Raw genomic sequence first — 12,121 nt, 5'->3', positions numbered from 1 at the left:
TGAAATACGCAACGTCATTGGCTTTCGCATTCATGTTGACAACAGGCCTGCTGGCATCAGGCGCGGCGAGAGCGGAGGCGGACGACACCAAATACGATCTCGGCATGATCTCGCCGCCGCATATCATGCGGCCACAGGGCAAGGTGACGAGCGAGGTCGTTCTGATCTCCGACGCTGGCGGCTGGGGCGACAAGGAAAAAGGCGTCGCCGACAAGCTCGTCGCCAATGGCACTCTGGTCATCGGCATCGATTACCCGTCCTTCCTGGCGTCGCTCAACAAATATGATGTCAGCCAGAACGACGGTTGCATCTACATGGTCTCCGATCTGGAGTCGCTGAGCCAGCAAGTGCAGCGTTCCTTTGCGGACAGCACCTATGAATTGCCTGTCATCGCCGGTGTCGGCGCCGGCGGCGCCATGGCGATGACTATCGCCGCGCAGACCCCTGACGCCACCGTGGCCGGAACGCTCGCTGTCGATCCGACCTTCGGCATCGCGCTGAAGCAGGAGCTTTGTACGCCGGCCGAAAAAAAGACCGACGGCGACATAGTGTCCTTCGGCCTGCAGGACGGTGCGCTGCCAAACCCGATCCTTGCGACCTTCACCTCGAAGGCTCCCAAGGATGGACGCGATCATATCGAAGAGATCCAGAAAGAGCATCCCGATGTCCAAGTCACCGATTCCGACCAGGATGATGCCTATGCGGCGCTGAGCGACGGGCTGGTGGATCTGATGAAGACGATCGACAGCGAAAAATCGCCGCTCGGTCTGCCGCTGGATGTCATGAACACCAAGCCAACGGAAGATACGCTGGCGATCGTCTATTCCGGCGACGGCGGCTGGCGCGATATCGACAAGGAGGTCGGCAGCTATCTGCAGGATCAGGGCATCCCTGTCGTCGGTGTCGATTCGCTGCACTATTTCTGGTCGGAGCGCGATCCGCAGCAGACCGCCGACGATCTCGGCCGCATCATCGAGTACTACACCAAGCGCTTCAAGGTGAAGCATGTGGTACTGATCGGCTATTCCTTCGGCGCCGACGTGCTGCCGGCAAGTTATAACCGGCTGAAGCAGCCGGACAAGGACAAGATCGTGCAGATGTCGCTGCTGTCACTGTCGCGCAAGGTCGACTATGTGATCTCCGTCATGGGTTGGCTCGGCGCCGAGAGCGAAGGCAAGGGCGGCGACCCCCTCAGCGACCTAAAATCGATCAATCCGAAGACGGTTCAATGCATCTACGGCAAGGACGACGACGAGGATGTCGCCTGCCCTTCGCTGAAGGGTACGGGCGCCGAAGTCATCGCCATGGACGGTGGCCACCATTTCGATGACGACTACGAGGCGCTCGCCAATCATATCATCGACGGCCTGAAGAGCCGGCTCGGCGAATGATGCACCGATACGCGTGACGGTCTGTCCGGTCGCGCATCCTACCGTCATGATGGATATGCCAGAGTTCGGTGAGCCAGTTTTCCCGCCTCCCGCCCAGCATTCATTTGCTTCTTGCCGCCGCTATCGCTAGTCGGAGCAAAGATATCGTGAGTGAGCACTGGCTCGCCGACTGATCCGCCAAACCGAAAGGGACTAAACCTTGTCCGCCGCACCGTCTTTCGCCTTCGATAAAAGCTATTCCGGATTCCTGTTCGATATGGACGGCACGATCATCAATTCGATCGCTGCCGCCGAACGCGTCTGGGGCGATTGGGCACGCGGCAAGGGGCTGGATGTCGCCGCATTCATGCCGACCATGCACGGTGCGCGCGGCGTCGATACGATCGGCCGGCTCAATCTGCCGGGCGTCGATCCGGTGGCGGAATCGCTGTTGATCACGGAAGCGGAAATCGCCGACGTGGAAGGTGTGGTGCCGCTTCCGGGCGCCATCGAATTCCTGGCCTCGCTGCCGCCGGAGCGCTGGGCGATCGTCACGTCCTCGCCGTACCGGCTCGCCCAGGCGCGCCTTGCCGCCGCCGGCATCCCGGTCCCTCGCTTCATCGTCACCGCCGAAGATGTCAAGATCGGCAAGCCCGATCCACAATGCTACATCCTCGGTGCCGAGCGCCTCGGTCTGCGGCCGTCCGATTGCCTGGTTTTCGAAGACGTGATGGCCGGCATCAGGGCGGGCGAAGCCGCAGGCGCCGATGTCATGGTGATTACGGCGACGCATTCCCATCCGGTCGATACCAATCATCCGACGCTGCTGAACTACGAGAATGTTCGGGCGCATGTCGATGGAGACGGTCTGATTTCGGTGATGCGCCGGGACGGTTGACGCCATCCGGCGAGCATGCAATCACCGCATGTCGCGTTCACGCATTGCATTGGGCCGCCAGCTCATTATGTTTTCGTGATATTGTCGAGATCCACGAAAGCCCGATGACCCCCAAAGAGCTGAAAACCCTATATCGCAACGAGCGCCTGGCGGCGCGCGACGCCATTCCCGCAGACGAGCGCATCGAAAAGGGGTTGGCGATGCTTGCCCACGCCGGCGATGCGATCGAGCTTCAACCTGGAACGATCGTGTCCGGCTTCCTGCCGATCCGATCCGAGGTGGATATAAGGCCACTGATGGCGCGGCTGCGCGAGCGGGGTGCACGGCTTTGCGTGCCGGTCATTCTCGACAAACGAACCATCGTCTTTCGCGAGCTCGTTCCGGGTGCGTCACTTGTTTCCAGCGGCTTTGGCACAGCAGGGCCGGGGCCGGAGGCTGCGGTGCTGGACCCACAGATCATGCTGGTGCCGCTTTCGGCTTTCGACAACACCGGCCATCGCATCGGCTACGGCGCCGGCTATTACGACCGCGCCATCGATCGGCTGCAGCAAAAAGGGTTGAATCCACGGCTGATCGGCATTGCATTCGATTGCCAAGAAGTGCCATCAGTACCGGCTGAGCCGCATGATGTCCGTCTGGACGCGATTTTGACCGAGAGCGGGCTCAATTTCGTCTCCGTAGAGATTGGATAGGAAATGCGGCTGCTATTTTTAGGTGACATGGTCGGCAAGACCGGACGGGTTGCGGTTTGGGACCGCCTGCCGGGCCTCATCTCCGATCTGAAGCTCGACTTCGTCATCGTCAATGGCGAGAACGCCGCCGGCGGCTTCGGCATCACCGAGGACATTTTTCTGGAAACGATCAATGCCGGCGCCGATGTGGTGACGACGGGCAATCACGTCTGGGATCAGAAGGAAGCGGTGGTGTTCTGCGAGCGCCACGATCAGTTCCTGCGCCCGGCCAATTATCCCGCCGGCACGCCCGGCCGCGGTTCCGGCATCTATTATGCCCGTAACGGCGCCCGCGTGCTCGTCGCCAATATCATGGGCCGCGTCTTCATGCACCCGGAACTGGATGATCCGTTCAAATCGGCGGAGGCGATCCTCGATGCCTGCCCGCTAAAGGAACAGGCGGATGCCATCGTGTTCGATTTCCATGCGGAAGCGACCAGCGAAAAGCAGTGTTTCGGCCATTTCGTCGATGGCCGCGCCAGCTTCGTCGTTGGCACGCATACGCATGTGCCGACTGCGGACGCGCAGATCCTGAACGGTGGCACTGCCTATATGTCGGATGCCGGCATGTGCGGCGATTACGACTCGTCGCTTGGGATGGATAAGGAAGAGCCGCTCAACCGCTTCATCTCGAAGATGCCGAAGGGCCGTTTCGAGGCGGCCTCCGGGCCGGCCACCCTCTGCGGTGTTGGCGTCGAGATATCGGATGCGACGGGGCTTGCCGAAAAGATCGCCCCCCTCAGGATCGGACCGCGCCTGGCGGAGACCATTCCGGAATTCTGGCGCTAGACATTATCCAGCCGCTGATCGTCCGGCGGCGATGACGCGATTGTGAGCAATCCGATCGGATTGCCGCTGGACGTACCTCAAGTCCTACCGCATCCTTCGTACCTCTGTGGAGCTGAAGGGATGGCATGATGGTGCGATTTCCCGTCTTCGCTGTGATCTTCCTGCTGGTCTTGGCAGGGTGGAGTGTCGCAGACGCCCAAGAGAGGCCCTCCCGCCCGCATCTCAGCCAATGTCAGGCGGTCGCGCAGTCGCTGCCGCAGGCGACATTCGTCAGCTTTGCCGGTTCAGCCGCGACGCCAGCCAATGATCCCGTCGGTGGCGATGTAAAAATCACTTTCCTTGGTCATGCCACTCTTTTCATCGAAACGCCGGGCGGCGTGTCGATCGCGACCGATTTCAGCGGCGTTTTTCAAGCGCCCTATACACCTGATGTCGTGACGATGAACAAGGCGCATCCGAGCCACTATACGCTAACGCCGGACCCGGCGATCAAATATGTGCTGCATGGCTGGAGCGATACGCCTGGCGAGCCGGCGAAGATCAATTTGACTGTCGGTGATACGCTGATCCGCAATGTCGTGACCGATATCCGCTCCTATTCGGGAGGTGTCGAAGCAAACGGCAATTCGATCTTCATCTTCGAAGTGGCCGGCCTTTGCATCGGCCATCTCGGCCACCTGCATTTCGAGCTCACCGATAAGCAATACGCCGAAATCGGCCGGCTGGATATCGTTATGGTGCCGGTCGATGGTGGTCTGACCATGGGCGCGGACAGCATGAGCCGGGTTGTGAAACGCCTGCGTTCGTCGCTCATTCTGCCCATGCACCGTTGGGGCCCGCCGATACAGCAATTCCTGGCTATGTTCGGTCCGGATTTCGACATCGCCTATGCGCCGACCGCAAGCACCACCGTTTCGTTGAAAACTCTGCCGCGCAAGCCGCTGATTTACGTGCTGAAGGGGCTTTGAGCCGATCGGCACGATGCCCGGGCGGCCTTCTCCCTCCGCCCGGGCACACTTCCGAGGATATCATTGCCGGGCGCCCCGTTACGAGCGTGCTTACGGGCTTTTTGCTTGAACGAAAGGCACTTCGCTCTTATAAGGCGGCCCATTCCCAACAAAAGACGTGAACAGGGGTGCCATGGCTGGCCATTCACAGTTTAAAAACATCATGCACCGCAAGGGCCGTCAGGATGCCGTGCGGTCGAAAATGTTCTCCAAGCTGGCGCGCGAAATCACCGTTGCTGCCAAGATGGGTCTGCCCGACCCAAGCATGAACGCGAGCCTGCGTCTGGCGATTCAGAACGCTAAGGCGCAGTCGATGCCGAAGGACAATATTGATCGCGCCATCAAGAAGGCTTCCGGCGCCGATACCGAGAATTACGATGCGGTCCGCTACGAAGGCTACGGCCCCGGCGGCACGGCGATCATCGTCGAGGCGCTGACCGATAACCGCAACCGTACCGCCTCGAACGTCCGTTCGATCTTCACCAAGGCCGGGGGTGCGCTTGGCGAAACCGGTTCCGTCTCTTTCTCCTTCGACCATGTCGGTGAAATCACCTACAAGCCCGAGGTCGGCGATGCCGACAAGGTGATGGAAGCCGCGATCGAAGCCGGCGCCGACGATGTCGAGAGCGACGAAGAAGGCCACACCATCATCTGCGGTTTCGAAGCGATGAACGAAGTCGCAAAGGCGTTGGAAGCAACGCTCGGCGAAGCGGAAACCGTCAAGGCGATCTGGCGCGCCCAGAACAATGTGCCGGTCGACGAAGAAAAGGCGCAGTCGCTGATGAAGCTCATCGACAGCCTGGAAGACGATGACGACGTGCAGAACGTCTACTCGAACTTCGAAGTCTCCGAAGAGATCATGGCCAAACTTTCGGCCTGATAGTTTTTACCTTCTCCCCCGGCGGGGAGAAGGTGCCCCGAAGGGGCGGATGAGGGGCATCGCACCGTAAGGGTGCTCTGATCCTGCTCGCAAATGAAGTAATTTGCCGGTAACGCCCCCTCAATCCGCGCGTGCCGCGCGACTTTACGGGGGGTGAGCCACAGGTCTCAACCCGCCCTTCGGACCCCCACTGGGGCGAAGGTATTTACGCCGCCTTCTTGAACGACGGCAGTTGCGCGAACAGTTCCACCGATCTCAGCCGCGCCTCGATGTCGTGAATCGGCATCGAGATGATCACTTCGTCCGCTTCCGTATCCTTGATGAACTGCGAGAGCTTCGCCTCGGCGGTCGCGGGCGAGCCGACGACGGCGTAGCGCAACGTGTGTTCGACATTCAGTTTTTCCATTGGCGTCCAGAAATCGTCCATATCCTTCCGAGGACGAGGGAAGGGGCCGCGGACATTGCGGCGTAGGTTGACGAATTGCTGTTGTGCCGAAGTGAAGTGATATTGCGCCTCTTCGTCCGTATTCGCGGCCGATCCCATGACGCCGACCATCACATAGGGCTTGTCGAGCGTTGCCGACGGCGTGAAGCGGTCGCGATAGATGGCAACCGCGTCGAGCAAAGCTTCCGGCGCAAAATGTGAGGCGAAGGCATAGGGCAGACCAAGCATGGCGGCGAGATGGGCGCTGTAGAGGCTCGAACCGAGCAGCCAGATCGGCACCTTGGCGCCGTTGCCGGGCACAGCAATGATCGATTGGTTCTCGTCGGCCGGGCTGAACAGCTGCTGCAGCTCGACAATATCATTGGGAAAGCTCTGGGCGCCGGCATCGAGATTGCGGCGTAGTGCCTGTGCGGTGCGCATGTCCGTGCCCGGCGCACGGCCGAGACCGAGATCGACGCGACCTGGGAACAAGGCTTCCAGCGTGCCGAATTGCTCCGCGATCACCAGCGGCGAATGGTTCGGCAGCATGACGCCGCCCGAGCCGATACGGATACGCGAGGTCGCTGCCCCGACATGGCCGATCACGACGGCCGTCGCGGCGCTGGCGATGCCGGGCATGCCGTGGTGCTCCGCCAGCCAGAACCTGGTGTAGCCAAGGGCTTCCGCCTTCTGCGCCATGCGCTTCGAGCTTTCAAAGGATTGGCTGACGGTGCTGCCCTCGGCAACGGGCGAAAGATCGAGAATGGAAAAGGGAACCATGGCAAGAGACCTGCGTGGTGAAAAGGGAAGAGCAATCCTCTCCATGTAGGAGCGCAGACATTCCATTCCAAACCCCACGCGGCAATTTCGTGAGCGTGCTTTCACGGCTGCAGAAAAGCGATGGCGTTGGGAGTTTGTTTTTGTTTTGTTCACATTTTGCTGGCACATCTGCTGCTTCAAAGATAGGTTGACGCATGCAGAACACGATTCGAATCATCGGCATCGATCCCGGCCTGCGCCGCACCGGCTGGGGCGTTATCGACACATTGGGCAATTCCCTGCGTTTCGTTGCCTCGGGCACAGTGACATCGGATGGCGAGATGGATCTGGCGTCGCGCCTCTGCCAGCTTCACGACGGGCTTGCCGACATCGTCCACAGCTACAAGCCGGACGAAGCCGCTGTCGAACAGACTTTCGTCAACAAGGATGCGGTGGCGACGCTGAAGCTCGGTCAGGCGCGCGGTATCGCCATGCTGGTGCCGGCGCGTGCCGGGCTGCAGGTGGCCGAATATGCGCCGAACGCCGTCAAGAAGGCGGTGATCGGCGTGGGCCATGGCGAGAAGCAGCAGATCCATATGATGCTGAAGATCTTGATGCCGAAAGTGGAGTTCAAAGGCAACGACGCCGCGGACGCACTCGCCATCGCCATCTGCCATGCCCACAATCGCGGTGCCAGCCGGATGCGTCAGGCGGCATTGGCGGGGTAGTCTGTTCTTGACTTGTTCTGGTGGTAATGATAATTCTTACTGCAAGGATCTGGAGAGCAAGAATGCGCGTGACATCCAAAGGGCAGGTGACCATCCCGCGCGACCTGCGCGAATTGGCCGGCATAGAGCTCAACAGCGAAGTCATATTTTCCATCGAGGATGGGAGGCTGGTTGTTGCGCCTAAGTATGGTAAGCGCGACATTGAGGATCGGCAGCGGCTCGATCGGTTCATGGCCACCCTCAAACGCTTGGAAGGGACTGGCGATCAGGATATCGATGCCGAAGCGCTGATGTCGATGACGCGTGACCGGTAGTCATGGTCACGATCATCGATACGAATGTGCTGGTTGACCTGGCCATACCTGGCTCGGCTTGGCATGCTTGGTCCAGCGGGCAGGTATTTTCCGCTTTCAAGCAAGGGCCGGTTGTTATCAATCCCATCATCTACGCGGAATTCTCGGTGCGTTACAGCAGCATGGACCGCGTTGATGAGCTGTTGCCCCAAAGTGAATTTCGCCGCGAAAGCCTGCCTTGGTCGGCAGCATTCGCCGCGGCCGCGGCTTTCAGGGTTTATCGTCAGGCGGGCGGGGGCAGAGAGCGCATTCTTCCTGATTTTTTGATCGGCGCGCATGCTGCCGTGCGTGGTTATTCCATACTGACGCGAGATCCCAAGGGCTACCGTTCCTACTTTCCTTCGCTTGACCTCATCACTCCCGAAACCCATCCCTGACGGACATCATTCATGATCGGCAAGTTGAAAGGCACTATCGAAGAGATCGGCGAGGACTATGCGCTCGTGGATGTGCATGGCGTGTGCTACGTCGCCTATTGCTCGGCACGCACGCTGTCGAAGCTCGGCTCCGTCGGTGAAGCCTGTGTTCTCTTCATCGAGACCTATGTCCGCGAGGACCAGATCCGGCTTTTCGGTTTTATGACGGTGCTTGAGCGGGAGTGGTTCAATCTTCTGCAGACCGTGCAGGGCATTGGCGCGAAGGTGGCGCTGGCGCTTTTGTCGACGCTGACGCCGGCGGAACTTGCCAACGCCATCGCGCTACAGGATCGCAGCGCCGTGTCGCGGGCACCGGGCGTCGGACCGAAGGTGGCAATGCGCATCGTCACCGAGCTGAAGAACAAGGCGCCGGCTTTTGCGGGCGAGGCGATCAATATCGGCCTCAAGCAGGAATTGGGCGAGGGCGTCGCTTCCGCTCCGGTCGCCGATGCGGTTTCTGCGCTCACCAATCTAGGCTATTCCCGGGACCAGGCCGCGAACGCGGTCGCGGCTGCGATGAAATCGGCCGGAGATGGAGCTGATAGCGCCAAGCTGATCCGGCTGGGATTGAAAGAGCTGGCGCGGTGATTCCTTGCATTTTCCATTGCTCCTTACTATTCTTCAATTGTAAGGAGATTGACCCATGACCGTGTTTTATGGAACGATGACATCGAAGGGGCAGACAACAGTGCCGGCGGAAGTCAGGGAAATTCTGAAATTGAAGCCCGGCGACAAGATCCGTTACGTTCATCGCAACGGCGAGATCATCATGAAAGCAAAAAACAAGCGAGCCATCGATCTTGCTGGAAAATTCTATGATCCGCAGCGTGCTCCGATTACGATCGAAGAGATGGATGATGTCATCGGCGATGCTATTGTTGAGCATGTTTTGGGTAAGGAATGATCGGAGTCGACACCAATATCCTGATCCGTTTCTTCCTTCAGGATGATCCTTCGCAGAATGAGAAGGTGACGAAACTATTTGCACGCCTTCCTGAAATCGGCCCAGGCTACATCAATTGCATCACATTGATGGAGTTTGCCTGGTTTTTACGCCGAAAAACGAAACTGCCGCGATCGAAAATTATGGAGGGTATTTCGGATTTGCTAGAAGCCGAAGATATCCTGCTGGAGGACGAGCTTTTGGTTGAAGAAGTGCTGGGCATTATGGCGTCTTCAGAAGTCGAATTCGCCGATACGCTCATCGCCTTGCGCAATCGCAATGCCGGCTGCAATCTGACAATGACCTTCGATGAAAAAGCCGCGAAACGCATACCCGGAATGGAACTTCTGACATGAGCGAAGCCGCACGCCTGATATCGCCGGAAAAGCGGGGCGAAGACCTGGATGTGACGCTGAGGCCGCAGTCGCTGGACGAGTTCACCGGCCAGGCGGAGGCACGCGCCAATCTCAAGGTGTTCATCGAGGCCGCGAAGGGACGCGGGGAGGCGTTGGACCACGTGCTGTTCGTTGGTCCGCCGGGTCTCGGTAAAACGACGCTGGCGCAGATCATGGCGAAGGAGCTCGGCGTCAATTTCCGCTCGACATCCGGGCCGGTTATCGCCAAGGCCGGCGATCTTGCTGCACTTCTGACCAATCTCGAAGAGCGCGATGTGCTCTTCATCGACGAAATCCATCGCCTCAATCCGGCCGTGGAAGAAATCCTCTATCCGGCGATGGAGGATTTCCAGCTTGACTTGATCATCGGCGAAGGCCCGGCGGCGCGGTCGGTGAAGATCGATTTGGCCAAGTTCACGCTGGTCGCCGCCACGACGCGACTAGGCCTGCTGACGACGCCGCTGCGCGATCGTTTCGGCATTCCGGTACGCCTGAGCTTCTATACCGTCGAGGAGTTGGAGCTGATCGTCCGGCGCGGGGCGCGGCTGATGGGGCTCGGCATGACTGAAGAAGGCGCGCGTGAGATTGCCAGGCGCGCCCGTGGCACGCCGCGCATCGCCGGCCGTCTGCTGCGCCGGGTGCGTGACTTTGCCGAAGTGGCGAAGGCCGAAGCTGTAACCCGCGAGATCGCTGACGAAGCGTTGACGCGGCTCTTGGTCGACAATGTCGGTTTCGATCAGCTCGACAAGCGCTATCTCAACATGATCGCCGTGAATTTTGGCGGTGGCCCCGTCGGCATCGAAACCATCGCCGCAGGCCTCTCCGAACCGCGCGACGCGATTGAGGATATCATCGAGCCCTACATGATCCAGCAGGGTTTCATTCAGCGCACGCCGCGCGGCCGCGTGCTGACGGCGATCGCCTGGCGGCATCTTGGAATGCAGCCGCCGAAGGACCTGGAAGCAGCGCAGTTCAGGCTGTTCCAGGAGGAAGGCGAGTGATCGACCGCCGAGGTTTCCTGAAGCTTTTCGGCGGCAGCATCGTCGGGTTGCTGGCACTTGGCGGCTATGCGTTTGGATACGAACCCGTGGTGCGTCTGAATACAGCTCGTTACCAGTTGACTCCCCCAGGCTGGACGCCGGGGCTGAAATTGAGGATCGTGGCGCTTGCCGATTTCCATGCGTGCAGGCCTTGGATGACGGCCGATCGCATCGCGTCTATCTGCGCCCGGGCCAACGATCTCGGTGGCGATATCATCGTTCTCTTGGGTGACTATACATCGGGAACGGATTTCGTAACCGGCCGTGTCGATCATCGCGTATGGGCGGGCGAGTTGGCAGCCCTCAAGGCACCACTCGGCGTACATGCGATCGTTGGCAATCATGACTGGTGGCACGATGCGGCTGCGCAAAAAAACGGACATGGTCCGACATTCAGCCACAAGGCCTTGGCCGATGCCGGAATTCCGGTTTATTCCAACCGATCAGTTCGCTTGGAAAAAGATGGATACGGCTTTTGGCTTGCGGGTGTTGAGGATCAGCTTGCCCTGCGTCGGAGCGTCCGCTGGAAGCGTCAGTTCACAGAAGGGCTCGATGATCTTGAGGGCACGCTGGCGCAGGTGAATGACGAAGCGCCTGTCATCCTGCTCGCCCACGAGCCCGATATCTTCCCGGCCGTACCGTCGCGCGTGTCGCTGACGTTGTCCGGCCATACGCATGGCGGGCAGGTTAGGGTTTTCGGCTGGTCGCCCTATCTGCCCTCGCGCTATGGCGACCGGTATATACATGGCCATATCGTCGAGGAGGATCGGCATATTATCGTCTCCGGTGGTCTGGGCTGTTCGGTCGCGCCGGTCCGTGTTGGCGTACCGCCGGAAATCGTTGTGATCGATCTGGGATAGGGCGATGTTGAAACGCAGGATCATCAGGTTGAACGCCGGTCACGAGCGATATCAGATGCGCATTGCGGGCCTCGGCTTTCGCGAGGGGCATGTCCTCGTTCATCGCGCTGTGCACGAACCGTTCTGGACTTTTCCCGGCGGCCGAGCGGAAATCGGCGAGACGTCGGAGGAGACGTTACGGCGGGAGATGATCGAAGAGCTGGGCGTTGATGTGGTGGTCGGCCGGCTGCTCTGGATGGTAGAGAATTTCTTTCGCTACGAGCGGCGCAATTGGCATGAGCTGGGGCTCTATTATCTGATGGATATTCCGCCGAGTTTTCCATTCCGGTCGGAGGAGATCGTTCATCGCCTCAAGGATGGTGACAATCATCTCGAATTCAAATGGGTACCGGCTACACGGGAGGCGCTGGTTGCGCTGGATATTCCGCCCTATTTCATAGCGGACGAGATCGAAAGCCTGCCGCAGACCGCGCGCCATCTGGTTTGGCGGGATGGTGATCTCGACAAAGCGTAGCGGAGGGAGTGCAG

General features: G+C 59.6%; 16 protein-coding genes. 15 read left to right on the top strand and 1 reads right to left on the bottom strand.

Translation table 11 applies throughout. From position 1 onward, the window contains the following. Positions 1-32: 32 nt before the first annotated feature. The 6 genes from QA646_RS12490 (at position 33) to QA646_RS12465 (ending at position 5,675) form a co-directional block, all read left to right on the top strand. Positions 33-1,391, top strand: coding sequence for an AcvB/VirJ family lysyl-phosphatidylglycerol hydrolase (locus tag QA646_RS12490; protein WP_283058860.1), 1,359 nt, complete (start codon positions 33-35; stop codon positions 1,389-1,391). A gap of 256 nt (positions 1,392-1,647) precedes the next feature. Further along, positions 1,648-2,268, top strand: coding sequence for an HAD-IA family hydrolase (locus QA646_RS12485; RefSeq protein WP_283058859.1), 621 nt, complete (start codon positions 1,648-1,650; stop codon positions 2,266-2,268). 104 nt (positions 2,269-2,372) lie between these two features. Next, positions 2,373-2,960, top strand: coding sequence for a 5-formyltetrahydrofolate cyclo-ligase (locus QA646_RS12480; protein ID WP_283055769.1), 588 nt, complete (start codon positions 2,373-2,375; stop codon positions 2,958-2,960). A 3-nt stretch (positions 2,961-2,963) separates the two neighbouring features. Next, positions 2,964-3,788, top strand: coding sequence for a TIGR00282 family metallophosphoesterase (locus tag QA646_RS12475; protein ID WP_283055768.1), 825 nt, complete (start codon positions 2,964-2,966; stop codon positions 3,786-3,788). A gap of 125 nt (positions 3,789-3,913) precedes the next feature. Then, positions 3,914-4,756, top strand: a complete 843-nt coding sequence (locus tag QA646_RS12470; RefSeq protein WP_283055767.1) for an MBL fold metallo-hydrolase — start codon at positions 3,914-3,916, stop codon at positions 4,754-4,756. 172 nt (positions 4,757-4,928) lie between these two features. Then, complete coding sequence (locus QA646_RS12465; RefSeq protein WP_283055766.1) at positions 4,929-5,675, top strand: YebC/PmpR family DNA-binding transcriptional regulator; 747 nt, start codon at positions 4,929-4,931, stop codon at positions 5,673-5,675. Between the two features lie 205 nt (positions 5,676-5,880). On the opposite strand, the gene QA646_RS12460 is transcribed toward QA646_RS12465, so the two are convergent. Then, the gene (locus QA646_RS12460; protein WP_283055765.1) at positions 5,881-6,879 is read right to left on the bottom strand and encodes an LLM class flavin-dependent oxidoreductase; all 999 of its coding nucleotides are present in this window, start codon (positions 6,877-6,879) and stop codon (positions 5,881-5,883) included. Between the two features lie 194 nt (positions 6,880-7,073). Between QA646_RS12460 and ruvC the strand changes: the two genes are divergently transcribed. The 9 genes from ruvC (at position 7,074) to QA646_RS12415 (ending at position 12,107) form a co-directional block, all read left to right on the top strand. Beyond that, on the top strand, positions 7,074-7,586 hold the full coding sequence (ruvC, locus tag QA646_RS12455) for a crossover junction endodeoxyribonuclease RuvC (RefSeq protein ID WP_283055764.1): 513 nt from the start codon (positions 7,074-7,076) through the stop codon (positions 7,584-7,586). A gap of 62 nt (positions 7,587-7,648) precedes the next feature. Continuing rightward, complete coding sequence (locus QA646_RS12450; RefSeq protein WP_283055763.1) at positions 7,649-7,900, top strand: AbrB/MazE/SpoVT family DNA-binding domain-containing protein; 252 nt, start codon at positions 7,649-7,651, stop codon at positions 7,898-7,900. 2 nt (positions 7,901-7,902) lie between these two features. Next, the gene (locus QA646_RS12445) at positions 7,903-8,316 is read left to right on the top strand and encodes a type II toxin-antitoxin system VapC family toxin (protein WP_283055762.1); all 414 of its coding nucleotides are present in this window, start codon (positions 7,903-7,905) and stop codon (positions 8,314-8,316) included. A gap of 12 nt (positions 8,317-8,328) precedes the next feature. Continuing rightward, on the top strand, positions 8,329-8,943 hold the full coding sequence (gene ruvA, locus QA646_RS12440; protein WP_283055761.1) for a Holliday junction branch migration protein RuvA: 615 nt from the start codon (positions 8,329-8,331) through the stop codon (positions 8,941-8,943). A gap of 55 nt (positions 8,944-8,998) precedes the next feature. Then, positions 8,999-9,259, top strand: coding sequence for a type II toxin-antitoxin system PrlF family antitoxin (locus QA646_RS12435; RefSeq protein ID WP_283055760.1), 261 nt, complete (start codon positions 8,999-9,001; stop codon positions 9,257-9,259). Further along, a complete protein-coding gene (locus QA646_RS12430) occupies positions 9,256-9,654 on the top strand; it encodes a PIN domain-containing protein (protein WP_283055759.1) in 399 nt (132 codons plus the stop codon). Before QA646_RS12435 ends, QA646_RS12430 begins: the two co-directional genes overlap by 4 nt. Beyond that, the gene (gene ruvB, locus QA646_RS12425) at positions 9,651-10,694 is read left to right on the top strand and encodes a Holliday junction branch migration DNA helicase RuvB (protein ID WP_107109103.1); all 1,044 of its coding nucleotides are present in this window, start codon (positions 9,651-9,653) and stop codon (positions 10,692-10,694) included. Before QA646_RS12430 ends, ruvB begins: the two co-directional genes overlap by 4 nt. Continuing rightward, entirely contained in the window at positions 10,691-11,593 is a 903-nt protein-coding gene (locus QA646_RS12420) for a metallophosphoesterase (protein WP_283055758.1), read from the top strand. The genes ruvB and QA646_RS12420 overlap by 4 nt, the downstream gene beginning before the upstream one ends. Positions 11,594-11,597: 4 nt before the next feature. Next, on the top strand, positions 11,598-12,107 hold the full coding sequence (locus QA646_RS12415) for an NUDIX hydrolase (protein ID WP_283055757.1): 510 nt from the start codon (positions 11,598-11,600) through the stop codon (positions 12,105-12,107). Positions 12,108-12,121 lie beyond the last annotated feature (14 nt).

The organism is Rhizobium sp. CB3090 (genome assembly GCF_029714285.1).
Taxonomy (GTDB): domain Bacteria; phylum Pseudomonadota; class Alphaproteobacteria; order Rhizobiales; family Rhizobiaceae; genus Rhizobium.
The sequence above is the reverse complement of the archived record's forward strand: the minus strand, read 5'-3'. Positions and strand labels throughout refer to the sequence as shown.